Below are 22,344 nucleotides of genomic sequence, written 5' to 3'. Positions count from 1 at the left end.
CCCGGATCCGTCAAGCGGTCGGGCGGGGGCGGCTGGAGGGAAAGCGCGGGGGATGCCCCGCGCCTCCTGTGATCCGTGGGGATCAGCTTACCACTGGGAAGCGACTTCCCACTTGGCGATCAGCGCGTTCAACGAACCGTCGTCTTTCATCGACTGGATCGCGGCGTCGAACATCGCACGCAGTTCGCCATCGGATTCGCGCAGGCCCATGCCGACGCCACCACCGATGGATTCAGTGCGCTCAAGCAGGACCAGCCCGTCCTGACCCACGACGGTGTCAAGGAAGCTCTGGTCGGCCAGGACCGCGTCGGCTTCGCCGTTGCGCACTGCGGCAACGGTTTCCTCAGGGGTCGCGAACTCGATCAGGGTCCAGCCCTTTTCGGCAATAAAGGACGCCTGGATCGTGGCGGCCTGGGCCGCGATCACGGCGCCTTCGACGTCAAGACCGGCGTCCAGCGCGGCATAAGCCGACGGATCCGGCGGGGTGTAGGGCTGGGTAAAGTCGATGACCTCGTCACGCTCGTCGGTGATCGACATGCCTGCGATGATGGTGTCGTAGTTGCCCGATACGAGGTTCGGAATGATCGAATCCCAGTCGTTCTTGACCCATTCGCATTTCAGTTCGGCGCGCTTGCAAAGCTCGTCGCCCAGTTCGCGCTCGAACCCGTCGATTTCGCCGGCGTCGTTCACGAAGTTCCACGGTGCGTAGGCGCCTTCGGTGCCCATGCGCACGGTCTTGCCGTGGCTTCCGGCCATGGCCAGACCTGCCGTCAGGGCAAGGGCTGCGGTGCCAAGGATCAGTTTTTTCATGTTTTAGCTCCCTAGTAGGTTGGTTTTTTATTGATAATTCAGGCGGTTGAGCTCAGGAATTGCTGCAGCCGCTCGGATTTCGGGGCGCCGAAGAGCGTGGCGGGATCGCCTTGCTCTTCGATCAGGCCCTGATGCAGGAACACGACATGGTCGGATACATCATGGGCCATTTTCATGTCATGGGTGACGATCAGCATGGTCCGGCCTTCCTCGGCCAGCGCCTTGATCACGCGCACGACTTCTTGTTCCAGCTCGGGATCGAGCGCCGAAGTGGGTTCGTCGAACAACAACGCCTCGGGTTCCATGCAGAGCGCGCGGGCAATCGCGGCACGCTGCTGCTGGCCGCCCGAAAGCTGCGCCGGGTAGACGTCGCATTTGTCGCCGATGCCGACCTTGTCGAGGTACTTTCGCGCCGAGGCTTCGGCCTCGGCCTTTTCCCGACCCAGAACCGTGACCGGGGCTTCCATCACGTTTTGCAGGATGGTCATGTGGGCCCAGAGGTTGAACTGTTGGAACACCATCGACAGGTTGGTGCGGATGCGCAGCACCTGCTTGGGATCTCCGGGATGACGTGTGTGGCCTTGACCCTTCCACGTCACCGGTTCGCCCTTGAAGAGAATATCGCCTTGCTGGCTGTCTTCCAGAAGGTTGGCACAGCGCAGGATCGTGGATTTGCCCGAGCCAGACGACCCGATCAGCGACACCACATCGCCGCGATGCGCGGTGATATCGACCCCCTTGATAACCTCCAGATCGCCATAGGCCTTGTGCAGGTTGCGGATTTCCAGAACTGGCGTGGTATCAGCCAAGGCGTCCCCATTGTTTTTTGTTGTTTGTATCAGTGCCTCAATAGGGATGAAAAAACGCGCAAATGCAATGTTCAAAAGGGGTGACGCAGGGGGAATTCTGCCGAATTGGCGCCTCAAACGGGCGTTTGGTCAGGGGGCGGGCGGTGTTGGAACGGCCAGATACGCGGCCTCGGGGATGACAAGCACATCGCGAAGGGACAAAAGCGCGCGGTCCGCCGGAGCAAGGTCGCTGATCGCGGCCTTGAGCGCGTTGCGCAGCGGGGCAGGGTCTTGTGCGCGGGCGGTGATGAAGGGCAGGGCCGGGGTGGGCGCGGTGCGGTCTATTTCGCGAAGTCGATCGGCAAAGGCGTCAAATTGCTGAATGTAGCGCCAAGTGAGAGCGTCCAGGGCGGCGATGTCCGCGCGATTTTCCGCCACGGCCTCGGCCGAGGCTCGGTGCGCGCCGGTTACGATCCGGGGGCCGATTCGCAGGTCGTGCGCGGCAAAATGGGCGTGCGGGGCGGCCCAGCCGGATTGGGAGAGCGCCTCGTTGTAGGCCAGACGGGCGCCGTCGAAATCGGCCAGTGTGGTTGCCGGGTGGTCGATCCGCGTGACCAGAACCGAGTTGTAGTAGCCCGGCGGGCAGCCGGGCAGGCCATAATCCGGCGTGGCAACAAGCGTGACCTGATCATGGAGCCGGGCGCGGAAGGGAAAACCGCAGGTTTGCGCCAGCAGAAGGTCGGGGGATAGCCAGACCTGCCAGAGATCGGCGTCGCGGGTGAGGGTATCGGGGCCACGGCCAAGATGGTCCCGCACGGCCCGCCAGAGCCGGTCATTGGCGGCGGCCGTCTCGGGCCTGTCATACATGGCCAGGCTTGCGATCATGTCCCGGCCGTGACCCTCTGGCGGGCCAGTGCGCTGTCGCGGTCATTGATGCCCAGAAGGTTGGCGGCGAGGCGGACGAGGGCGTCTTCTTCGGCGTCGCGCAGCCCATCGGCCAGAACCACCTGCCACATGGCCTCGATCACCGCGATACGCTCGTCAAGCGGAACGGCGTCCTTTATGGCGCGGGTGAAGCGCACCGTGTCCGGGGCCTCGGCCTCGAGGGTTTCACCCTGTTGGCGCAGGGTCGCGGCTTCGGTCGCGGACAGCCCATAGCGGCGCGCGGTGACGTCTTCGATCTGGGTCGCCTCTTCCTGTGCATAGTCGCCGTCGGTACGGGCGATCCGCACCAGAAGAGCGGTCAGGGCGAGGCGCGCATCGCCGTCGTCCAGAGGGGCAGGGGCGGGCGCGGTCAGGCGTTTCAGGAGATCAGCAAACATGACCCCAGATGTAAGCCGCCGATTTTGAAGCTGCAATGCCCGACCTTACAACCACTACATTTAAAAGAGATTAACCGATCGCCTGCGCGCGCTAAGCAACCGGAGAATCTTCCGGTTTGATGCCCAGCATGGCTTCGATCTCGTGCAGGCTGGCATCTTCTGCGGGAACGTGATCGCCGTCGGCCATGATGACGCGCCAGAGCGCCTGAACCATTTCGAGACGGTGCGGGTAGTCGACATTCTGGCGGATCAGAAGCGCGAAATCCGGGGTGCCGGGCGCGGCGGCTTCGAGTTTTTCGCAGGTGGCGCGCATCTTGGCGGCCTGGATCGGGTTGAGGCCGAAGGTGCCCGCGAGAATGCGGTCGATTTCCCCAATTTCGTCAGCATCATAGTGGTTGTCGGACTTGGCCACGCGCACCAGAAGCGCGCCAAGGGCGAGCTTTTCGTCGGGTTCAGGCAGGGCGGTGGGTTTCGGTTTGCCGCGTAGTCGGGTCAGAAGGGCGTCCCACATCAGGCGTCGTAACCTTCGACAATGACGATGTCGCCGGTGCTGACTGGTACGCGCAGGGCCTTGGCCGATTGATAATCCTCGGATTTGTAGCAGTCGAGGGCGGCCTGATAGGATGGGAACTCGATCACGACATTGCGCTGTCGGGCGGTGCCTTCGGGGTTTTCGAATTGCCCGCCGCGCACGAGAAACCTCGCGCCATAGGCGGCAAAGGGTTTGGCGTTCGCCTCGACATATTTCATGTAGCCGTCAATGTCGTCGACATCGACGCGTCCGATCCAATAGCCTTTGGCCATGGTGTTCCCCCGCTGGTTTTCCTGTTTTGCCCAAGGCTTATACAGAATGGATCACTTGGCAAGATTCGCCGCGAAGGAAGGATCAGAAAAGCGGGCGGCGTTGCTGGAACAGGATGTCATCCATCGCGATGCCGCCGGGATCGGTGTTGGTGATCACAACACCCGAGATGCAGGCGACGCCTTCAGAACAGGCAAAGCCGTGACCCACAGGGCCCCGCTCGGGAGAAAACTCTTGCAATGCAAGGGATTGGCCCTTGATGTTGAAGAAGTGGACCGTGACCGTGCCTTGGGGGGCGGTTGCGCCAAGGGGGGCGGGATAGTCGCTGTGCAGGCGGAATCCGATCTCGGGCTGGGGGTTGTCAAAAAGGATGGCCACCGCGCCTTCGCCGCGCCCGGAGATGGCGTCAAACCCGTCCGGGCCAAGGGGGAAAAGCGCATTGGAGCCAAAGCCGCGATGATAGGCGACCGAGAGGTTTTGGCCCTTTGGTCCCGGGCGCAGGCGCAAGGGGCGTTTGGCGGCCGCAACCGAGAGGTGATCGTGGGGGGCGCCGGAGATAATCTGACCGGCGAAATGCTCTCCGATCCAGATACCGGGAAGGCGGATCGGGGCATCAAGCCGAATGCCGGGTTCGGGTTTGCGGGGCAGGGTTTCAAAACCGATGCGCGTATCAAGCCGGTCGAGCAGGTCGCCATAGGGAACGGTGTAGATCTCGGCCCTTGCCGGGGCCGCGATAAGCAGGGCCACAAGGAACAAGAGTTTCATGTCAGTCGGTTAACAGAAGGCTGAGCACGGCATTGCGGTCAAAGCGCAGGTTGTCGAGGGCGATGCCTTCCGGGTCTGCATTTTCGATCACCAGCCCGGCAATATCGCTGATGTCGTCGCGGCGCTTAAAACCGTAAGTGGCTTCGGCAAGAGGGCCAAGGCGAAGGCTATGGATTGGGTGTCCGTCACGGCGCAGGAAAGTCACCGTGGCTTCGCCCTGTTCGCCACCGCGGATGTCGAAGGCGATGGCGGATTGATCGTTTTCAAACAGGGCGGCAATGGCGCCTTCGCCTGTGGCTTCGCGTTTCGGGAAGCCTTCGGGGCCATGGCCATGCAGGACCGAGGTGGCCATAAGGCGCAGGATTCCAAGGGTTTGACCCGGCGCGCCAGGGATCACGGTCAGCGGCGCCAGCGCCGTGCCGCCAACCCGGTCGTAATTGCCTTCGCGTGTAAGGCTTTGCCCGGCAAAGCGTTCGCCAAAGGACACACCGGGCTGAATCAATACGTCTTCAACCTGCCGCCCGACCCCGAAAGAGGAGGGCTGATCGTCAAAGGTGATGGTGCGGGCGAGAAAGAGCGTGTCGGCATCAACCACGCAGATGGGCGCCTCGCAAGCCGCCGAGGCGGTTGCGAGCAGGCTGGTTCCGAAAAGGAGCGCCGCAAGCTGTCGCATGGGAGAAGGATAGCGCGATGCGTGAGGGCGACAAAATGAATTCTGCGCGACGGGCTGCGATTCGAATGGTTAACGGCCTTGTTTTGCTGGATTTGCGCATCGGTATCACGTCGGTATTACATCGGTATTACGTCGGTGGAGGGCCGGATTTTGCGTCTTTTGGGCATGTGTTAATCGAGCGTGCGCAAGGCGTTGGCAAGGTTCTGGGGCAAGGGGGGCGTGTTGCCGTCCCACCGCGTGGCAAGCAATTGGGCTGGTATTATGGTATGCTGGGTGCAGGGAGGCGCACCATGTTTGATATTGATCGTTTCGTTTCCGATTGCCGCGATGCGGTGGATCGTGACCCAACCCATAAGGCGGCCGCCGAGGTCGTCAAGCGCGCGATGTCTGATCCTTCGGGGGTAATGACCGCGCTCGGCGAGCCGACAGAGCCGGGTATCACACCGTTGTATCAGTCGGCGGATCTGACCATTCTGAACCTCGCCTGGCGACCCTCTTTCACGGTACCGCCGCATAATCACGAGATGTGGGCGGTGATCGGGATTTATGGCGGGCGCGAGGACAATATCTTTTGGCGCCGCATCAAGGATCATCCCGACGGGTTGATTGAGGCGGCGGGCGCGCGGGCATTGTCGACGGGGGATGTGTGTCCGATGGGGCCGGATATCATCCACTCGGTCACCAACCCGATCCCGCGCCTGACGGCTGCGATCCACGTTTATGGCGGGGACTTCTTCGAAGCGGAACGCAGCGAATGGGAGCCGGAAAGGTTGGTCGAAAAACCCTATGACATGGAGGCCATGCGGACACGTTTCGGCAAATAGAAGCAAAAGCCCGACCGTGTGGCGGTCGGGCCGGGGCCGTTCTTAGACCAATCGCGAGTTTTCCTTGGCCGCGCGGACGAATTCGCGGAAGAGGGGGTGGGGATCAAACGGTTTCGACTTCAGTTCCGGGTGGAACTGGACGCCGATGAACCACGGGTGATCTTCCCATTCCACGATCTCGGGCAGGCGGCCATCGGGCGACATGCCGGAGAATTTCAAACCGCACTCTTCAAGCTTGGCGCGGTAGGTCGTGTCGACTTCGTAGCGGTGGCGGTGGCGTTCCTCAATCGCGGTGCCACCATAAACCCCGGCCACCTTGGAACCATCGGAAAGCACGGCGTCATAGGCGCCAAGACGCATGGTGCCCCCCTTGTCGTCGTCATGTTTGCGCGTGACCTTGGCGTTGCCCTGAACCCATTCCTTGAGGTGGTAAACCACCGGTTCGAAACGCTTTTCGCCGGCCTCGTGATCGAATTCCTCGGAGCCTGCATCTTTGATGCCAGCCACGTTGCGGGCCGCTTCGATCACGGCCATTTGCATGCCCAGACAGATGCCGAGATAGGGCACCTTATGTTCGCGGGCGAACTGTGCGGCCTTGATCTTGCCTTCGGTGCCGCGTTCGCCAAAGCCGCCCGGCACGAGGATTGCGTCATAGCCTTCGAGATAAGGCGCGGCGTCTTCCTTGTCGAACACCTCGGCATCAACCCAGGATACGTTCACTTTGACCCGGTTGTGCATGCCGCCATGGGTCAGCGCCTCTTTGATGGACTTGTAGGCGTCTTCAAGCTGGGTGTACTTGCCCACGATGGCGATGTTCACGTTGCCGTCGGTGTTGTGGATGCGGTCGTTCACGTCTTCCCAGACCGAAAGATCGGGGCGCGGCGCCGGCGCGATGCCAAAGGCATCAAGCACCGCCTGATCAAGACCTTCGCGGTGATAGGCCAGCGGCGCCTCGTAGATCGACTTGAGATCATAGGCGGCCACGACGGCCTCTTTGCGCACGTTACAGAACAGCGCGATTTTCTGGCGTTCCTTTTCCGGGATCGGCTGTTCGGAGCGGCAGACGAGGATGTCAGGCGCGATGCCGATGGATTGCAGTTCCTTGACCGAGTGCTGGGTCGGCTTGGTCTTGAGCTCACCGGAGGCGGCGAGCCACGGCAGCAGGGTCAGGTGCATGAAGATGCACTGGCCACGCGGCTTGTCATGGGAGAACTGGCGGATGGCTTCGAAAAACGGCAGGCCCTCGATATCGCCGACGGTGCCGCCGATTTCGCAAAGCATGAAATCAACCTCGTCATCACCGATATTGATGAAGTCCTTGATTTCGTTGGTGACGTGGGGAACGACCTGGATGGTTTTGCCAAGGTAATCGCCGCGCCGTTCCTTTTCGAGCACGTTGGAATAGATGCGCCCCGAGGAGACGCTGTCGGTCATGCGCGCCGGAACCCCGGTGAAGCGTTCGTAATGGCCAAGGTCGAGATCGGTTTCGGCGCCATCGTCGGTGACGAAAACCTCGCCATGTTCGAAGGGCGACATCGTGCCCGGATCGACGTTGAGATAGGGGTCGAGCTTGCGCAGGCGGACGGTATAGCCACGGGCCTGGAGCAGTGCGCCGAGCGCTGCAGAGGCAAGACCTTTGCCCAGAGAAGAAACAACACCGCCGGTAATGAAGATATAGCGTGCCATCTGGTTGGCGCCCCCCGTGATCATCGAATTTCATGCGCCCGAAACAGCAAAAACTGTCACAGCATCACGGGACTTGAGCCATATAGGATTCGCAAGCTTTTGGCAACCGGACCGCAAGATGCTGTTGCGCCCCGATTTGGTGCCTCAAACTGTGGTGGTGGCCCGACATGCGGGCCTTGAACTGTGCTTAGGACGCGCGGGACTTAGTCGGCGCGCGGAACCAGCGGGCTGTTGTCGCCTTCGCTGGGGGGCAACAGGGAATCGCCCGACGGCACCACCGGAGCGGTGGTTTCTTCTGCCGGGGCCTCGGTGCCGAGACGGTCAAAGACCGAGCTGGACGAGGAATTCTTGGCTGCGATGACCGTCAGGGCGATCGAGGTGCAGATGAACGCCGCCGCGAGAATCCAGGTGATCTTGCCCAGAGCCGTGGCTGCCGCGCGGCCCGTCATGGCGCCGCCACCGCCGCCGCCCATACCCAGGCCACCGCCCTCGGACCGTTGCATCAGCACAACCCCGATCAGGGCCAGCGCGAGAAGAAGGTGGATGATGAGGACAACGTTTTCCATGGAGACCTGTAAAGCGAGCGTTCGGTTGGTTCAGCGCGCTATGTAGGCAAGTTTGGCCCGGGGGGCAAGACGGTTTCCGACCGCGTGTTTGTCTGCTGGCCAAACCCGGGTCCCGCCAGTTTGTTCAAAAGAGAAAGTAATCGTCCGGGTCGAGGCGGAAATCGCTCCGCCATAGTGTCGGAAAGTGGCAGGCGCATCGGGACCGGGCGCCGGAAAGCCGCGGTTTGCCGCCAGCGCATGCGGGATCAGACCAGTGGAGAGAAATCTCGTGTGCCGCGGCGACATGCTGGACAGGTTGGACGGTCGATGGCAAGCATTGTGCATGCCACATGATCACGACCACCCGCATACATTGTTGCCCCCGGACCCCGCGTTGCGGGTGCGCGCACTTGAAACTATCCTCACCGAGAAGGGGCTGGTGGATCCGGCCGCGCTGGATGAGATCATCGACACCTACCAGAACCGGATCGGGCCGAAGAACGGCGCGCGGGTGGTGGCAAAGATGTGGAGTGACCCGGCCTTCCGTGAAGAAATGCTGCGCGACCCGATGCCGGGATTGCGCGAGATGGGGCTCTATGGGCGGCAGGGCGAACATATGGTGTTCGTCGAGAACACCGACGCGGTTCATAACGTCGTCGTCTGTACGCTATGCAGCTGTTACCCGTGGCCTTTGCTGGGCATCCCGCCGGGATGGTACAAGTCGGATGCCTATCGGGCGCGCGTGGTGCGCGAACCACGCAAGGTGCTTGCCGAGTTCGGGGTCAACCTGCCCGAGGACGTCAAGGTCCGGGTCTGGGATTCAACGGCCGAGATTCGGTATCTGGTGGTACCGCAGCGACCGGAAGGGACGGAAGGCTGGTCCGAAGAGGATCTCGCGGCGCTGGTCACGCGTGATTCCATGGTTGGCACCGGTTTGGCCGAAGGACCCGCAACATGAGCCGTGTGCATGACATGGGCGGGCGTTATGGGGATGGCGCAGTAAACCCGGCGGACAATGCGGTCTATGCCGAGGACTGGCATGCGCGCGCACTGGCATTGACACTGGCGGCCGGGGCCCTTGGGAAATGGAATATCGACACCTCGCGCCACGCGCGGGAATGCCTGAGCCCAAAAGACTACGCGCGGTTTTCCTATTATGAAAAATGGCTGGCTGCGCTGGCGGATCTGCTGGTCAGGACCGGGGTTGTCAGCGAAGAGGAACTGTCCTCCGGTCATGCAACGTCGGTTTCCGAACTCGTAGAGCGGGTTTTGAAGGCAGAGGCCGTCGCAGGCGTGCTGGCCGCGGGAAGCCCTTATAAGCGCGACGGTGCAGCGCCCCGGTTTGCAAAAGGGGATCGGGTGCGGTCGCGCCAACCCGCGCATAACACACGGGTGAGCGGGGGGCATACGCGCCTGCCGTCCTATGCGGCGGGCATGCCGGGCGAGATCGTGCTGTTGCATGGCGCGCATGTGCTGCCCGATGCAAGCGCCCATGGGTTTGGCGACTGCCCCGAACCGCTCTATGCGGTGGCGTTTTCGGCGCGGGACGTTTGGGGCGAAGGCGCGGCTGAAGGTGACGAGGTGGTTGTGGACATGTGGCAAAGCTACCTGGAGCCGGCATGAGCGCGCGCCCCGACCCCGTGTTCGAGGCGCCCTGGCACGCGCAGGTCTTTGCCTTGACGGTGTTTCTCAATGAAGCCGGGCATTTCGACTGGCCGGACTGGACCGAACGCTTTGGCGCTACGCTCAAGCAGCATGGTGTTTCACGGGCATTGGATGGCGGAGATGACTATTTCGCGGCCTGGCTGGAGACGCTGGAGGCAATGTTGCGCGAAAACGGCATGGCCGGGGCAGACGCGGTGGAGGCGATGCGCGCCGCCTGGGAGGCGGCCTATCTGAACACGCCGCACGGCGCGCCGGTGAAACTGTCGCGATAAAGACGCCAGCGCTCATCTTGGGTGTGTCGGACATAAGACTGCGCGGGGGTGATCTTTCTTTTTCCGGAAATACCCCGGGGGAGACGCAGCTTGCTGCGGCGGGGGCAGCGCCCCCTGCGGACCAGTCAGCTGTCAACATCGTCCATGTCGTACTGGCCGGACAGCATTCGGCGGACGATGGACCACCCCAGACCGACACCCAGCACGATCGACAGTGCGAGGATGGCGATCCAGGTGTTCATGTCGCGGTTGTCCAGATCGAGCATGTTCCAGTCATAGAGAACCCAGACGAGCGCGGCGACAACGGCGAGGACGAGCAACATGCCAAAGCCGCCGATCGAGCGCAGCGTGGCGCGCAAGTAGATGATGTAGCCGATCAACAGCAGCAGCCCCAAAAGCACCGTCAGCGGCATTTCCTCGATGTAGTTTTCCATGCTCCAGTGGACGTAGCTCCACTCGGTTGGGTTGAAGGTCAGTGCCAGAAGCAGGAAGGCAAAGACCCAACGCATCAACAGCCCCATTTCGGACCCCTTGTTCGGCTTTTTTTCTTATGCTTTGCGCGAAATGGGGCGCTCTGTCCAGTACTGCGGCACATTTGCGGTTTCGTGTCGCGTGCAACATGGCTAAAAGGGCGCGGGTTTGACACCGAAAAAAGGACTCGGACATGGCCAATGTGGTTGTCGTCGGCGCTCAGTGGGGCGACGAGGGAAAAGGCAAGATCGTCGACTGGTTGAGTGAGCGTGCGGATGTGATCGCGCGGTTTCAGGGCGGTCACAATGCCGGGCATACGCTGGTCATTGACGGCAAGGTCTACAAGCTGCACGCGTTGCCTTCGGGTGTCGTGCGCGGCGGCAAGTTGAGCGTGATCGGCAACGGGGTTGTTCTTGACCCCTGGCACCTGGTCAACGAGATCGAAACCGTGCGCGCACAGGGCGTCGAGATCAGCCCGGAAACGCTGATGATCGCGGAAAACACGCCGCTGATTCTGCCGATCCACGGCGAATTGGACCGGGCGCGCGAGGAAGCGGCCAGCAAGGGCACCAAGATCGGCACGACCGGGCGCGGCATTGGCCCCTGTTACGAAGACAAGGTCGGGCGCCGTGCGGTTCGGGTCATGGATCTGGCGGATGAGGCGACGCTTGAGGCGCGTGTTGACCGGGCGCTGCAGCACCATGATCCGCTGCGCAAGGGTCTTGGGATTGAGGCCGTAGACCGGGATGCGCTGATTGCGCAACTCAAGGAGATTGCGCCGCAGATTCTACCCTTTGCGGCGCCGGTGTGGAAGGTTCTCAACGAGAAACGCAAAGCGGGCAAGCGGATCCTGTTCGAGGGCGCGCAGGGCGCGCTGCTGGACATTGATTTCGGCACATATCCGTTTGTGACCTCGTCCAACGTGATCGCCGGGCAGTCGGCCACCGGGGTTGGTATCGGACCGAACTCGATCGACTTCGTGCTGGGCATCGTGAAAGCCTATACCACCCGCGTGGGTGAAGGGCCGTTCCCGACCGAGTTGTTTGACGAGGACGGGCAGCGGCTGGGCGAGCGTGGCCATGAGTTCGGCACCACCACCGGGCGCAAGCGGCGTTGTGGCTGGTTCGATGCGGCGCTGCTGCGCCAGACCTGTGCCACAAGCGGGGTGAGCGGCATTGCGCTGACCAAGCTGGACGTGCTGGACGGGTTCGAGACGCTGAAGATCTGTGTCGGCTATGATCTCGATGGAGAGCGGCTGGATTACCTGCCGACGGCGGCGGATCAGCAGGCCCGTTGCACGCCGATCTATGAAGAGCTTCCCGGCTGGTCGGAATCGACCGAGGGCGCGCGCAGCTGGGCGGACCTTCCGGCGAATGCGATCAAATATGTGCGCCGCGTGGAAGAGCTGATTGATTGCCCGGTGGCAATGCTGTCGACCAGTCCCGAGCGCGAAGATACGATTCTCGTGACAGATCCGTTTGCCGACTAGGACCGTAACGGCCTTGAAAAAGGAGACGCGCGCATGGCTTTGAAATACAAGACCCGCAAGCGGCTGGCGCTGTTGGTGCTGGTTGTGGGGCTTCCGATTTATATCATTCTGGCCGTCAATGTCGTCGCGTTGATCGACCGACCGTCGATCCTGGTGGAGCTGGGGGTCTATGTGCTTTTGGGGATCCTGTGGATTTTGCCATTCAAATCCCTGTTCAAGGGGATCGGGCAACCGGACCCGGATGCCGATATCGAGAACTGAAAAAAGGCGCCCAAAAGGGCGCCTTTTTTCTTTGATTTACAGGTGTTTATCCGACGGCCCTGTCATCGGGCTTGAAGCCGATTGTGGACTTTGCCGTGAAGCGGCCGCCGGCGATTTTCTCGATCTTTTTCTCGCGCAGGAGCTGGCCGAAGCTGCGCAGGCCGATCTCGCGGGAGAATTCGTCTTCGTTGGCGTCGCGCGCCATGCGCATCAGCATCGGGCGCGAGAACCGGTCGTGGCCCTCGACGAAGGTGAGATAGGCCGCTGCCGCTTCGAGCACTTCGGGAAGGCGGGTGGCACCGACGCTGGTGGCGTAGGCCTGGAAATCTCCCTGAACCTTGGCCGAGGTGCCAACCGGCGCAGCATTGCGCGCGATCTCTTCGCGATCGATCCGTTCGGCAGATACGCGGCGCGGACGCACGGGCGCGCGCGGTGCGGTGTCGGGGGTCGGTTCGGCGGCTTTGGCTGCCTCGGCCACTTCGGGTGCGGGATCGCGCTCCGGGGCGGGTGCGGGGGCATCGACTCGCTGTGCGGCCACCAGCTTGAGCGGCGCTTCGCTGCGCTCACGGGGTTTGTCCGCGCTGGCACCGCCGGGGACCGCGCGCACAACGCTGGCCAGATCATCGCGATACGCCTCGGAGTGATCGCGGCGCGACAGATCGTTCCCGGCCTCTTTCTCGGCCTTGGTCGCCTTTACGGCGGCCCGCAAATGGGCGATTGCCTGACGGCGGCCCTTGCCCACCGGCTCTTGCATCTCGCTTTCGGCCTTGGCCATCAGGCGGGACAGGTCATCCCCGCCGCCAGCGGCTTCGCCAAGCTGTTCGGATGCCTTGGGGGCCGGATCTTCATCGGGTGTTTCGACCGCATCGGTCAGGACGAAAGGTTCGTCAGAATCCTGAGCTTCATCCTCGGCGTCTGCGCTGTTTTCCGATTCCGCACGTTCCTCTGAAACGGGCTCGTCGTCGTCATCCTCGTAAGAGGCGAGCACATCAAGCTCGGCTTCGACCTCGGCCAGTTCCGCGAGAAGTTCAGCCTCGTCCTCTGGCGAGAGGCTGGTCCCGTCCTCAAGGGACATGTCTTCGTCCTCGTCTTCCTCAACCGGCTCGGCTTCGAGCAGGCCGGAAGCGACGGCTTCTTCGAAATCGGCACGTTTCATGCGCACGACGCGGGCGCGCAGCGGCTGGGGCGTGTCCTCGGGCTGGTCTTCAGCGGCGAGCGCCTCTTCGACCTGATGCACTGTATCGGCAAGGAAGGTGTCTTCTGCGGGGACGTCTTCGGCATGTTCGTCTTCGGAGAAGTCATCTTCGGGCTCTTCTACGACGCGCGATACCACTGCGCGGATGCGCTCGAGCTTGGCGGCGATCGAGTTGACCTCGTATTCCGGGTCGACGTCTTCTTCTTCATCGTCCCAGTCGGCGAACGCATCTTCGGCGTCTGCCTCCTCTTCGGCGACAACCGGGGCGGTGCCTTCATCTGCCTCGGCGAAGGTTTCGTCCTCAAGTGTTTCTGCTTCGTCGACGATTTCGGCGAGTTCTTCTTCGACGATGTCTTCGGCTTCGGCAAGCGCTTCGGCGGTCTCGGCAGGCGTGGCCATTTCCAAGGCGTCTTCGATTTCCTCGGAGTCTGTGGCTTCGATGATCGGGGTGGCTGGCTCTTCGGCATCGAGGGTATCCGGTTCTGACACCTCTTCCTCGGCCTGAGACATGACGGCTGCGACAGTGTCTTCGTCCGTATCCGCGCCTTCGTCCGTTTCGGGCAGTTCGGCGGCGGCCTCGATTTCCTCGGGCTGCGGAGCAGGGGCAGCTTCTTCCGTGAGGGCGGCAACGACAGCCTGATCGGTATCGTCGGACTCGATGGCTTCGACAGCTTCCGCGCCTTCGGTGACTTCGACCGCATCTTCGCTGAAGTCCTGCTCGGGCGCGGGGGCTTTGGCGTCTTCGGCCGGGGTAGCGACGGTGGACTCTGCCGCAGCCGGGGCCGCAGCAGCCGCAGCGCTCAGCACGATTGCTCCGTGATCGACGCGCGCCTGGACCCGTCGTTCGATCTCGCGTTCGGCGATGCGGGCGAGCATTTCAGCATCGGGCGTCGGAGGCTCGGCACCGAAGTAGCGGTCATCTGCGGCCAGATCGCGGAAGTACTCCGCAATGGCTTTCATCGTATCGAAAGAGTCCTCGAACCCTTCAAGGGTACAGGAAAACGTCCCATAGGAAACCGTGAGTACTTTGTTATTCGTCACCATGGAATGCGGGTCCTTTGCACTGCTCGACATCCTGTTTACCACGACAGGAGCGACGAAACGTGACCGATTCTGTGGTAGGCAGGGTATCATTTTATGGCCAATTTGTGGCCTGTCGATCAAAACGGGGGGGAATCCGGCGAAATGACGGTTATTGTTGATAGTTCGGAACCAATCACTTTGGTCGGTGCGGGCGAACTGGCAAAAAATGATCTGAAACGGTGCCTTGACGCCGCCGGGCGGCTGGTTGCCGTGGATGGCGGCGGGGCGCATTGCCGCGCATTGGGGCTGATGCCCGAGGCTGTGATTGGCGACATGGACTCGCTTTCGGCGCTGGTGGCTGCAGGGATTCCCGAAGACAGGATCCACCGGATCACGGAACAGGAAAGCACGGATTTCGACAAGGCGCTGCGTTCCGTTGCGGCGCCGGTTCTGCTCGGGGCCGGGTTCACGGGGGCGCGGCTGGATCACCAGCTGGCCTGTTACAACGGGCTGGTGCGCCACCCGGACAAACGCTGCATCCTGCTCAGCGACACGGATATCGCCTTTCTGGCTCCGCCGGTTCTGGAATTGCCGCTTGAGGCCGGGACGCGGGTGTCGCTGTTTCCAATGGGCCTTGTCGAAGGCGTGTCCGAAGGGCTGCGGTGGCCAATCAACGGGTTGGTGTTCACGCCGGATGGGCGCATCGGTACGTCAAACGAGGCGATGGGGGCGGTGCGGCTTGAGATGACGGCGCCCAAGATGCTGGTGATCCTGCCCCACAAGTGGCTGGAATGCGTGGCTAGGGCACTGGCGGCGCAACGCGGCTCATGGCACGCTCTCTGAAAACGATATAGAGCCCCGAGGCAATGGTGATCAGGATGCCAAGGGCCGCCAGTCCGTTGGGCAGATCCCGGAAGATGATCCAGCCGATCAGCGTGGCAAAGGGAATTTCCAAGTATTGCATCGGAGCCAGCGTCGTCGAGGGTGCATAGCGCAGCGACCATGTCATCAAGAGGTGCGCGGCGGTGCCCATGAGGCCGATGACCAGCAAAAGCCATGCGGTTTGCGTGTCCGGTCGGGCCAGTTGAAGTTCGGGCAGGTCGAAGGCGGCGCCAAGGGCCAGCATGGGCAGGATCGCAACCACGGCCATGACGCCGCTGACGGCCTGAAGTGAAATCGGGTCGGTTTCCTTGGCGATCTGGCGTGTGACCAGCATGAACAGCGCGAAGACCACCGCGACGACAAGGGGCAGAAGGGCCGGGGGGCCGACCTCGGCAAAGCTGGGCTGGATCACCAGCAGCGTGCCGACGAATCCGACCGCGCAGGCGATCAGGCGGCGCATGCCGACCTCTTCATTGAGCACGAACTTCCCCAACAGAAGCATCAGGAAGGGCATGACAAAGGCAATGGCCACGGCATCGGCAAGGGGCAGGTGGCGCAGGGCAAGGAACATGGCCCCGATACCGATGATGTGCAGTGCGGTGCGCAAAACGACCAATGACACGGTCCGCCGACGCATGCGCCACGGGCGCCGTGTGAAGATGACGATCGGGATCAGGACCAGCGCCTGGATGCCGAACCGCACAAGGAGGGTCATGCCGATGGGAATCGCGTTGGACAGGATCTTGGCGACGGCATCGCCCAGAGGGGCGAGTACGCAGAAGCAAAGCATCAGCATGATGCCGAGAAGGGGGCGGTCCTGGGTCATGATCAAACGCTAGGATTTGCTATCTGATTTGGCAATCTACTAAATCACAGGTTGACGGACGGTAATTCGACTCTCGCAAAAAAAGGGGGCCGATCGCAGGACCGGCCCCTTGAGGAAATTGCCCGCGCCCATCGGGGCGCGGGCAGGGGAAGGTGTTAGCGGTTCATGCGGTTTTCGATGAGGTCGTCGACGACGGAGGGGTCAGCGAGTGTGGATGTGTCGCCCAATGCGCCGTAGTCGTTTTCCGCGATCTTGCGCAGGATGCGGCGCATGATCTTGCCCGAGCGGGTTTTCGGCAGGCCGGGGGCCCACTGGATCAGGTCGGGCGAGGCGATCGGGCCGATCTCGGTGCGCACCCAGGTGCGCAGCTCTTTCATGAGTTCGTCCGAGGGCGCCACGTCGTTCATGAGCGTCACGTAGCAATAGATGCCCTGGCCCTTGATGTCATGCGGATAGCCCACCACGGCGGCCTCGGCCACGGCGGCATGCGCCACCAGCGCGCTTTCGACCTCGGCGGTGCCCATGCGGTGGCCCGAGACGTTGATCACGTCATCGACGCGTCCCGTGATCCAGTAATCGCCATCGGCGTCGCGGCGGCACCCGTCACCGGCAAAGTAATAGCCCTTGTAATCCGAGAAATAGGTCTTCTCGAAGCGCTCGTGATCGCCCCAGACGGTGCGCATCTGGCCCGGCCAGCTGTCGGCGATGCAGAGCACGCCCTCAACCCCGTTGCCCTCGATCCGCTCGCCCGACTGCGGGTCGAGCACAACCGGGTGCACGCCAAAGAACGGCTTCATCGCCGAACCGGGTTTGGTCGCATGGGCGCCGGGCAGGGGCGTCATCATGTGGCCGCCGGTCTCGGTCTGCCACCAGGTGTCGACGATCGGGCAGCGCCCCTTGCCAACCACGTCATTGTACCAGTTCCAGGCCTCGGGGTTGATCGGTTCGCCCACGGTGCCGAGGATGCGCAGATCGGAAAGATCGCATTTCTCGACGAACTCGTTGCCCTGGCCCATCAGCGCGCGGATCGCGGTCGGCGCGGTGTAGAACTGGTTCACCTTGTGCTTTTCGCAGACCTGCCAGAAGCGCGAGGCATCCGGGTAGGTCGGCACGCCTTCGAACATTACGGTGGTGGCGCCATTGGCGAGCGGGCCATAGACGATGTAGCTGTGGCCCGTGACCCAGCCCACATCCGCCGTACACCAGAAGATGTCGCCCTCGTGATAATCGAAGGTGTATTGATGCGTCATCGCCGCATAGACAAGATAGCCGCCCGAGCAGTGCACCACGCCCTTGGGCTGTCCCGTCGAGCCGGAGGTGTAGAGGATGAAGAGCGGATCCTCGGCACTCATCTCGGCCGGTTTGCAGTAGTCGTTCGCCTCCAGCGCCATTTCGTTATAATCAAAATCGCGATCGGCAATCCACGTGGTCTGATCGCCGGTCCGTTTTACCACCAGGCACTTAACAGAGTCCTTACAGTGCAGCAGTGCCGCGTCGGCATTGGATTTGAGCGCGGTCTTGCGCCCGCCGCGCGGCGCGGTGTCGGCGGTGATCACGACCTTGGCGTCACAGCCGTTGATGCGGGCCGCGAGCGCGTCCGGGCTGAAGCCGGCAAACACGATCGAATGGATCGCGCCGATGCGGGCACAGGCCAGCATGGCATAGGCGGCCTCGGGGATCATCGGCAGGTAAATGACGACGCGGTCGCCCTTGCGCACGCCCAGTTCCTCGAGAATGTTGGCAAAACGGCAGACGCGGGTGTGCAGCTGTTTATAGGTGATGTGCTGCGCCGCCTCGTTGGGATCGTCGGGCTCAAAGATGATCGCGGTCTGATCGGCGCGGGTCTCCAGATGCCGGTCGATGCAGTTGGCGCTGACATTCAGCGTGCCGTCCTCGAACCACTTGATGTCGATCTCACCGGGCGCGAAGGACGTGCTCTTGACCTTGGTGAACGGCTTGATCCAGTCGATCCGCTTGCCATGCTCGGCCCAGAACGCCTCCGGATCGGCAATCGACGCGGCATACATCGCATCATAAGTCGCCCCATCCGCATGCGCGTGCGCAACAAGTGCAGATGACGGCGGGTAGGTTTTGTCGGACATGGTGGAGGCTCCCGTAGTGTAAGAATCTCGCCGAAAGGTATAATCCTCCCGGCGAGCTGTCATATTGGTAGATCTGATAGGATCATGGCGCAGGCTTATCAGATGGCAAGGTATTCGGCGCGCAGTTCCTCGTTGCTCAGCACCTCGTTCGCAGAGCCGTCAAAGACGATGCCTCCGGTGTCGAGGATCACCGACCGGTCGGCGAGTTCCAGCGCGCGCACGGCGTTCTGTTCCACGAGAATAGTGGTGATGCCCTGTTCCTTGATGATGCGCAGCGTCTTTTCGATCTCGTCCACGATCACAGGGGCCAGACCTTCATAGGGTTCGTCGAGCAGCAGCACCTTGATGTCACGCGCCAGAGCGCGGGCAATGGCGAGCATCTGCTGTTCGCCGCCCGAAAGGGTCACGCCCTCTTGCTTGCGGCGTTCGCCAAGGCGCGGGAAGAGTTCGTAAAGGCGGTCAAGCGACCAGCCGATGGGCGGGGCGATCTGGGCCAGCTGAAGGTTCTCTTCCACGGTCAGTCCGGGAATGATGCAGCGATCCTCGGGCACGAGCCCGATGCCTGCGGCGGCGGCCTCGTGGCTTTTCATGAGGTGCAGCGGCTGGTGATCGAGCCAGATCTCGCCATGCGTGACCTGGGGGCTGTCCATGCGGGCAATCGAGCGCAGGGTCGAGGTCTTGCCTGCACCGTTGCGGCCCAGAAGGGCCAGGATTTCGCCCTCGTGCACGTTGAACGAGATGTTCTGCACGATGTAGCTCTCGCCGTAGTAGCTTTCCATGTTCCAGATGGAGAGGAACGCGGGGGCGGTTTCGGCCAGGTTGTGGCCCTTGGAGAAGTCGGGTTTGACGTTCATTTGGGTCGCTCCTGATTATACCGTTTCGCCAAGATACGCTTCGCGTACCTTCGGGTTGCCACGGATGTTTTGCGGATCGTCCTCGACCAGAGGCGTGCCCTGAGCGAGCACGGTGATCCGGTTTGCCAGCGAGAACACAACGTGCATGTCGTGTTCGATGATGGCGATGGTGATGTCGCGCTCTTCGCTGATCTGCTTGAGGAGGTCGATCGTGTTGTTGGTATCGGCGCGGGCCATACCTGCGGTCGGTTCATCGAGCAGCAGCAGGCGCGGTTCCTGTGCAAGGCACATGCCGATCTCGAGGCGGCGCTTGTCGCCGCGTGACATAGCGGCGGCGTGCATGTCACGCTTGTCTGCCATGTTCATTTCTTCCAGCATGTGCTCGGCGCGATCGACGATGTCCTTTTCGCGGAACATGTTTTCAATGGCATGCAGGCGGAAGGCGCCGTCGCGCTTGGCGAAGATCGGGATCATCATGTTTTCCATGACCGTCAGATCACCGAAGATCTCGGGGGTCTGGAACACGCGGGAGATGCCCATCTGGTTGATTTCATAGGGCGAGCGGCCCAGCACCGACTGGCCGTCGAACATCACCGATCCGGTATCGGGGATCAGTTTGCCGACGAGGCAGTTGAGCAGGGTGGATTTCCCGGCCCCGTTGGGGCCGATGATCGCGTGCACGCTGTTTTCCTTGACCGAGAGGTTCACATCGCTCAGGGCCTGGAGACCACCGAACCGTTTGCCAACGTCTTTGACTTCGAGAATTGCCATCTGTCGGTCTCCTTATTCTGCGGGTTCGGTGGTGGCTTTGGTGTCTTCCGACTTGCCACGGTTCTTGATCCACTTGCCGAGGCGCTGACCACCTTCGACAAGGCCACCGGGCAGGAAGATCACGACGAGCATGAACAGGATGCCCAGGGTCAGGTGCCAGCCCTTGCCGACGAAGGGATGGATGATGAAGACCACGAAGTCTTCGATCCCGTCCGGCAGGAAGGCAAACCACTGGTGCAGCACTGCATCGTTGATCTTCGAGAAAATGTTCTCGAAATACTTGATGAAGCCTGCGCCCAGAACCGGGCCGATCAGGGTGCCGGTGCCACCGAGGATGGTCATCAGCACAACCTCACCCGAGGCGGTCCACTGCATGCGCTCGGCGCCGGCTAGCGGGTCCATCGCCGCCATCAGGCCACCGGCCAGACCGGCATACATGCCCGAGATCACGAAGGCGGCTAGCGTGTGGGGACGCGGGTTGAGGCCGGTATAGCTCATCCGGGTCTGGTTCGACTTGATCGCGCGCAGCATCAGCCCGAAAGGCGAGCGGAAGATGCGGATGGCGAGGTAGAAGACCAGCATCAGGATTATGGCCGAAAAGTAGTATCCCGTGTTGAAGTCAAAGCTCCAGGCGCCGACATTCATGGTGTAGGTGCTGTTCATGTAGAGGCCGAAGAAATGCGGGACGTCCTGCATGCCCTCGCCATGGAACATCTTGGGGTCGCTGGGATAGACCTGCAGGCCGGTTTCACCGTTGGTGAGGTTGAACTTGGGGTTCGACAGCACCGAGTAGGCCAGTGCAAAGGACATCTGCGCAAATGCCAGCGTCAGGATCGAGAAGTAGATGCCCGAACGGCGCAGGGACACGTAGCCAATCAGCAGCGAGAAAAGGCCCGCGATGACAACGGCCAGGATGATTGCCGGGATCACGTTGAAGGTGAAGAGTTTGAACATCCAGACCGAGGCGTAGGAGCCCACACCGAGGAAGGCGGCGTGACCGAAGGACAGGTATCCGGTCAGGCCGAAGAGGATGTTGAAGCCGATCGCGAAGATGCCGAAGATGACAAAACGCTGCATCAGGTCCGGATACCCCGCGTTGAACTGTGCCATGGCGCTGTCGGCCGGGAACGGGTTCAGGATGAAGGGCGCCAGCAGCGTCAGCACGGCGACGGCGAGCAGGAGAGTGAAGTCTTTCTTGTTCAGTCCAAGCATGTCTTATTCCTCCATCACGCCTTTGCGACCCATGAGCCCGCGCGGACGCGTCAGCAGCACGATGATCGCGACAAGGTAGATGATGATCTGGTTGATGCCGGGGATGGTCGTCGTCGCCCAGGTGGTGGAGGCGAAGCTTTCCAGGATGCCCAGCAGGAAGCCAGCAGCGACGGCGCCGGGGAGAGACCCCATGCCGCCGACAACCACCACAACGAAGCTGAGCACGAGGAAGTCCATGCCCATGTGGTAGTTTGGCGGGTTGATCGGCGCGTACATCACACCCGCAAGCCCTGCAACGGCGGCCGCGATGGCGAACATGATGGTGAAGCGGCGGTCGATGTTGATGCCGAGGAGACCCACGGTCTCGCGATCCGCCATACCGGCACGGACAACCATACCGAAGGTGGTGAACTGCAGGAAGGCAAAGACACCGAAGATGATGAGCGCGGCAAAGCAGAAGTAGACGATCCGCCAGTTCGGGTAGGGCAGATCCATGCCGAACCATGCGCCGAGGTTGGACACACCAAGAAGGGCGTCAGGCGGCGGGGTCTGGATCGGGTTTGCGCCGAAGTAATACTTGATGATCTCTTGCAGAACGATGGCAAGGCCGAAGGTCACGAGGATCTGGTCGGCGTGCTCACGTTTGTAGAAGTGCTTGATGAGGCCGCGTTCCATGATCAGACCGATCAACATCATGATCGGGATGGCCAGCAGGATCGAGAGCGGCACCGCCCAATCTATGATCGAAGCACCGAGTTCGGGGCCGAACCAGCTTTCGACATAGGGCGTTTCGACCTTCAGGGGATTGCCGAGAAAGTCTTTCTTGCTTTCGTCGATTGTTTCGAAGCTGAGGGTCAGCAGTTTCGACAGCGTCACGGCACAGAAGGCGCCCAGCATGAACAGCGCGCCGTGGGCGAAGTTCACCACGCCGAGCGTGCCGAAAATGAGTGTAAGCCCAAGCGCGATCAGCGCGTAGGCTGAGCCCTTGTCGAGCCCGTTCAGAATCTGAAGGAGGATCGCGTCCATAATTCCCACCTGTGAGTTTTGTAAGCGCGGTCGGAGACCCTAGCCTCGACGAGCGCGGAGCCGACCGCGCCGGAGCGCGG

The 22,344-nt window shown here is 61.8% G+C and carries 25 protein-coding genes; 7 read left to right on the top strand and 18 right to left on the bottom strand.

Features of this window, described 5'->3' with window-relative positions; genetic code table 11:
• Positions 1-87: 87 nt before the first annotated feature.
• The 8 genes from ACS3QZ_RS06070 to ACS3QZ_RS06035 all read right to left on the bottom strand — a co-directional run bounded on the left by ACS3QZ_RS06070 (position 88) and on the right by ACS3QZ_RS06035 (position 5,082).
• The gene (locus ACS3QZ_RS06070; RefSeq protein WP_093094737.1) at positions 88-810 is read right to left on the bottom strand and encodes a transporter substrate-binding domain-containing protein; all 723 of its coding nucleotides are present in this window, start codon (positions 808-810) and stop codon (positions 88-90) included.
• Between the two features lie 38 nt (positions 811-848).
• A complete protein-coding gene (locus ACS3QZ_RS06065; RefSeq protein ID WP_456037021.1) occupies positions 849-1,619 on the bottom strand; it encodes an ABC transporter ATP-binding protein in 771 nt (256 codons plus the stop codon).
• A gap of 129 nt (positions 1,620-1,748) precedes the next feature.
• The gene (locus tag ACS3QZ_RS06060) at positions 1,749-2,483 is read right to left on the bottom strand and encodes a phosphate/phosphite/phosphonate ABC transporter substrate-binding protein (RefSeq protein ID WP_456037020.1); all 735 of its coding nucleotides are present in this window, start codon (positions 2,481-2,483) and stop codon (positions 1,749-1,751) included.
• A complete protein-coding gene (locus tag ACS3QZ_RS06055) occupies positions 2,480-2,920 on the bottom strand; it encodes a tellurite resistance TerB family protein (RefSeq protein ID WP_456037019.1) in 441 nt (146 codons plus the stop codon). Before ACS3QZ_RS06055 ends, ACS3QZ_RS06060 begins: the two co-directional genes overlap by 4 nt.
• Before the next feature lie 91 nt (positions 2,921-3,011).
• The gene (locus tag ACS3QZ_RS06050) at positions 3,012-3,431 is read right to left on the bottom strand and encodes a tellurite resistance TerB family protein (protein WP_456037018.1); all 420 of its coding nucleotides are present in this window, start codon (positions 3,429-3,431) and stop codon (positions 3,012-3,014) included.
• The gene (locus ACS3QZ_RS06045; RefSeq protein ID WP_456037017.1) at positions 3,431-3,724 is read right to left on the bottom strand and encodes a DUF1330 domain-containing protein; all 294 of its coding nucleotides are present in this window, start codon (positions 3,722-3,724) and stop codon (positions 3,431-3,433) included. Before ACS3QZ_RS06045 ends, ACS3QZ_RS06050 begins: the two co-directional genes overlap by 1 nt.
• Positions 3,725-3,806: 82 nt before the next feature.
• Positions 3,807-4,487, bottom strand: a complete 681-nt coding sequence (locus ACS3QZ_RS06040) for a hypothetical protein (RefSeq protein ID WP_456037016.1) — start codon at positions 4,485-4,487, stop codon at positions 3,807-3,809.
• Between the two features lies 1 nt (position 4,488).
• Complete coding sequence (locus ACS3QZ_RS06035) at positions 4,489-5,082, bottom strand: hypothetical protein (protein ID WP_131814393.1); 594 nt, start codon at positions 5,080-5,082, stop codon at positions 4,489-4,491.
• Between the two features lie 368 nt (positions 5,083-5,450).
• On the opposite strand from ACS3QZ_RS06035, the gene ACS3QZ_RS06030 reads away from it, so the two are divergent.
• Entirely contained in the window at positions 5,451-5,984 is a 534-nt protein-coding gene (locus tag ACS3QZ_RS06030; protein ID WP_456037015.1) for a cysteine dioxygenase family protein, read from the top strand.
• A 42-nt stretch (positions 5,985-6,026) separates the two neighbouring features.
• Here the strand turns inward: ACS3QZ_RS06030 and pyrG are convergent, their stop codons facing one another.
• On the bottom strand, positions 6,027-7,670 hold the full coding sequence (gene pyrG / locus ACS3QZ_RS06025; RefSeq protein WP_093095124.1) for a CTP synthase: 1,644 nt from the start codon (positions 7,668-7,670) through the stop codon (positions 6,027-6,029).
• 203 nt (positions 7,671-7,873) lie between these two features.
• Positions 7,874-8,236: a preprotein translocase subunit SecG gene (secG, locus tag ACS3QZ_RS06020; RefSeq protein ID WP_456037014.1), complete on the bottom strand. Its 363-nt coding sequence runs from the start codon at positions 8,234-8,236 to the stop codon at positions 7,874-7,876.
• 322 nt (positions 8,237-8,558) lie between these two features.
• Here secG and nthA point away from each other — a divergent pair, with 322 nt between their 5' ends.
• The 3 genes from nthA to ACS3QZ_RS06005 are packed head-to-tail and all read left to right on the top strand — an operon-like array spanning position 8,559 to position 10,152.
• Positions 8,559-9,173 (top strand): nitrile hydratase subunit alpha, encoded by a 615-nt coding sequence (gene nthA / locus ACS3QZ_RS06015; RefSeq protein WP_456037013.1) that lies wholly within the window; start codon positions 8,559-8,561, stop codon positions 9,171-9,173.
• Complete coding sequence (gene nthB / locus ACS3QZ_RS06010) at positions 9,170-9,838, top strand: nitrile hydratase subunit beta (protein ID WP_456037012.1); 669 nt, start codon at positions 9,170-9,172, stop codon at positions 9,836-9,838. The genes nthA and nthB overlap by 4 nt, the downstream gene beginning before the upstream one ends.
• A complete protein-coding gene (locus ACS3QZ_RS06005; protein WP_456037011.1) occupies positions 9,835-10,152 on the top strand; it encodes a nitrile hydratase accessory protein in 318 nt (105 codons plus the stop codon). Before nthB ends, ACS3QZ_RS06005 begins: the two co-directional genes overlap by 4 nt.
• A gap of 125 nt (positions 10,153-10,277) precedes the next feature.
• Here the strand turns inward: ACS3QZ_RS06005 and ACS3QZ_RS06000 are convergent, their stop codons facing one another.
• Complete coding sequence (locus tag ACS3QZ_RS06000; protein WP_456037010.1) at positions 10,278-10,673, bottom strand: DUF6524 family protein; 396 nt, start codon at positions 10,671-10,673, stop codon at positions 10,278-10,280.
• A gap of 143 nt (positions 10,674-10,816) precedes the next feature.
• Here ACS3QZ_RS06000 and ACS3QZ_RS05995 point away from each other — a divergent pair, with 143 nt between their 5' ends.
• A complete protein-coding gene (locus ACS3QZ_RS05995; protein ID WP_456037009.1) occupies positions 10,817-12,112 on the top strand; it encodes an adenylosuccinate synthase in 1,296 nt (431 codons plus the stop codon).
• A 33-nt stretch (positions 12,113-12,145) separates the two neighbouring features.
• Complete coding sequence (locus tag ACS3QZ_RS05990) at positions 12,146-12,373, top strand: DUF2842 domain-containing protein (protein WP_456037008.1); 228 nt, start codon at positions 12,146-12,148, stop codon at positions 12,371-12,373.
• 46 nt (positions 12,374-12,419) lie between these two features.
• Here ACS3QZ_RS05990 and ACS3QZ_RS05985 read toward each other — a convergent pair whose 3' ends face one another.
• Positions 12,420-14,612 (bottom strand): hypothetical protein, encoded by a 2,193-nt coding sequence (locus ACS3QZ_RS05985; RefSeq protein ID WP_456037007.1) that lies wholly within the window; start codon positions 14,610-14,612, stop codon positions 12,420-12,422.
• Between the two features lie 141 nt (positions 14,613-14,753).
• Between ACS3QZ_RS05985 and ACS3QZ_RS05980 the strand changes: the two genes are divergently transcribed.
• Positions 14,754-15,434, top strand: a complete 681-nt coding sequence (locus tag ACS3QZ_RS05980; RefSeq protein ID WP_456037006.1) for a thiamine diphosphokinase — start codon at positions 14,754-14,756, stop codon at positions 15,432-15,434.
• On the opposite strand, the gene ACS3QZ_RS05975 is transcribed toward ACS3QZ_RS05980, so the two are convergent.
• The 6 genes from ACS3QZ_RS05975 to ACS3QZ_RS05950 all read right to left on the bottom strand — a co-directional run bounded on the left by ACS3QZ_RS05975 (position 15,391) and on the right by ACS3QZ_RS05950 (position 22,264).
• The gene (locus ACS3QZ_RS05975) at positions 15,391-16,299 is read right to left on the bottom strand and encodes a DMT family transporter (RefSeq protein WP_456037005.1); all 909 of its coding nucleotides are present in this window, start codon (positions 16,297-16,299) and stop codon (positions 15,391-15,393) included. The genes ACS3QZ_RS05980 and ACS3QZ_RS05975 overlap by 44 nt on opposite strands.
• A gap of 155 nt (positions 16,300-16,454) precedes the next feature.
• Complete coding sequence (acs, locus tag ACS3QZ_RS05970) at positions 16,455-18,401, bottom strand: acetate--CoA ligase (protein ID WP_456037004.1); 1,947 nt, start codon at positions 18,399-18,401, stop codon at positions 16,455-16,457.
• Positions 18,402-18,499: 98 nt separating this feature from the next.
• Positions 18,500-19,255, bottom strand: coding sequence for an ABC transporter ATP-binding protein (locus tag ACS3QZ_RS05965; RefSeq protein ID WP_093097112.1), 756 nt, complete (start codon positions 19,253-19,255; stop codon positions 18,500-18,502).
• 15 nt (positions 19,256-19,270) lie between these two features.
• Complete coding sequence (locus ACS3QZ_RS05960; protein WP_456037003.1) at positions 19,271-20,026, bottom strand: ABC transporter ATP-binding protein; 756 nt, start codon at positions 20,024-20,026, stop codon at positions 19,271-19,273.
• 12 nt (positions 20,027-20,038) lie between these two features.
• The gene (locus tag ACS3QZ_RS05955; protein ID WP_456037002.1) at positions 20,039-21,238 is read right to left on the bottom strand and encodes a branched-chain amino acid ABC transporter permease; all 1,200 of its coding nucleotides are present in this window, start codon (positions 21,236-21,238) and stop codon (positions 20,039-20,041) included.
• 3 nt (positions 21,239-21,241) lie between these two features.
• Positions 21,242-22,264 carry a branched-chain amino acid ABC transporter permease gene (locus ACS3QZ_RS05950; RefSeq protein ID WP_456037001.1) on the bottom strand — a complete coding sequence of 341 codons (1,023 nt, stop codon included), beginning with the start codon at positions 22,262-22,264 and terminating at the stop codon, positions 21,242-21,244.
• Between the last annotated feature and the right edge of the window lie 80 nt (positions 22,265-22,344).

It is taken from the genome of Shimia sp. W99, from assembly GCF_053851455.3.
This window is presented reverse-complemented; position numbering and strand designations above follow the sequence as displayed.

Bases quoted from the DNA above. Each gene is read 5' to 3' on its own strand.
- ACS3QZ_RS06060 (WP_456037020.1), bottom strand. From the start codon at position 2,483: ATGATCGCAAGCCTGGCCATGTATGACAGGCCCGAGACGGCCGCCGCC.
- ACS3QZ_RS05960 (WP_456037003.1), bottom strand. From the start codon at position 20,026: ATGGCAATTCTCGAAGTCAAAGACGTTGGCAAACGGTTCGGTGGTCTC.
- pyrG (WP_093095124.1), bottom strand. From the start codon at position 7,670: ATGGCACGCTATATCTTCATTACCGGCGGTGTTGTTTCTTCTCTGGGC.
- ACS3QZ_RS06005 (WP_456037011.1), top strand. From the start codon at position 9,835: ATGAGCGCGCGCCCCGACCCCGTGTTCGAGGCGCCCTGGCACGCGCAG.
- ACS3QZ_RS06000 (WP_456037010.1), bottom strand. From the start codon at position 10,673: ATGGGGCTGTTGATGCGTTGGGTCTTTGCCTTCCTGCTTCTGGCACTG.
- ACS3QZ_RS06070 (WP_093094737.1), bottom strand. From the start codon at position 810: ATGAAAAAACTGATCCTTGGCACCGCAGCCCTTGCCCTGACGGCAGGT.
- secG (WP_456037014.1), bottom strand. From the start codon at position 8,236: ATGGAAAACGTTGTCCTCATCATCCACCTTCTTCTCGCGCTGGCCCTG.
- ACS3QZ_RS06050 (WP_456037018.1), bottom strand. From the start codon at position 3,431: ATGTGGGACGCCCTTCTGACCCGACTACGCGGCAAACCGAAACCCACC.
- ACS3QZ_RS05980 (WP_456037006.1), top strand. From the start codon at position 14,754: ATGACGGTTATTGTTGATAGTTCGGAACCAATCACTTTGGTCGGTGCG.
- ACS3QZ_RS06040 (WP_456037016.1), bottom strand. From the start codon at position 4,487: ATGAAACTCTTGTTCCTTGTGGCCCTGCTTATCGCGGCCCCGGCAAGG.
- acs (WP_456037004.1), bottom strand. From the start codon at position 18,401: ATGTCCGACAAAACCTACCCGCCGTCATCTGCACTTGTTGCGCACGCG.
- ACS3QZ_RS05950 (WP_456037001.1), bottom strand. From the start codon at position 22,264: ATGGACGCGATCCTCCTTCAGATTCTGAACGGGCTCGACAAGGGCTCA.
- nthB (WP_456037012.1), top strand. From the start codon at position 9,170: ATGAGCCGTGTGCATGACATGGGCGGGCGTTATGGGGATGGCGCAGTA.
- ACS3QZ_RS06045 (WP_456037017.1), bottom strand. From the start codon at position 3,724: ATGGCCAAAGGCTATTGGATCGGACGCGTCGATGTCGACGACATTGAC.
- ACS3QZ_RS05955 (WP_456037002.1), bottom strand. From the start codon at position 21,238: ATGCTTGGACTGAACAAGAAAGACTTCACTCTCCTGCTCGCCGTCGCC.
- ACS3QZ_RS05965 (WP_093097112.1), bottom strand. From the start codon at position 19,255: ATGAACGTCAAACCCGACTTCTCCAAGGGCCACAACCTGGCCGAAACC.
- ACS3QZ_RS05995 (WP_456037009.1), top strand. From the start codon at position 10,817: ATGGCCAATGTGGTTGTCGTCGGCGCTCAGTGGGGCGACGAGGGAAAA.
- ACS3QZ_RS06055 (WP_456037019.1), bottom strand. From the start codon at position 2,920: ATGTTTGCTGATCTCCTGAAACGCCTGACCGCGCCCGCCCCTGCCCCT.
- ACS3QZ_RS05990 (WP_456037008.1), top strand. From the start codon at position 12,146: ATGGCTTTGAAATACAAGACCCGCAAGCGGCTGGCGCTGTTGGTGCTG.
- ACS3QZ_RS06030 (WP_456037015.1), top strand. From the start codon at position 5,451: ATGTTTGATATTGATCGTTTCGTTTCCGATTGCCGCGATGCGGTGGAT.
- ACS3QZ_RS05975 (WP_456037005.1), bottom strand. From the start codon at position 16,299: ATGACCCAGGACCGCCCCCTTCTCGGCATCATGCTGATGCTTTGCTTC.
- nthA (WP_456037013.1), top strand. From the start codon at position 8,559: ATGCCACATGATCACGACCACCCGCATACATTGTTGCCCCCGGACCCC.
- ACS3QZ_RS05985 (WP_456037007.1), bottom strand. From the start codon at position 14,612: ATGGTGACGAATAACAAAGTACTCACGGTTTCCTATGGGACGTTTTCC.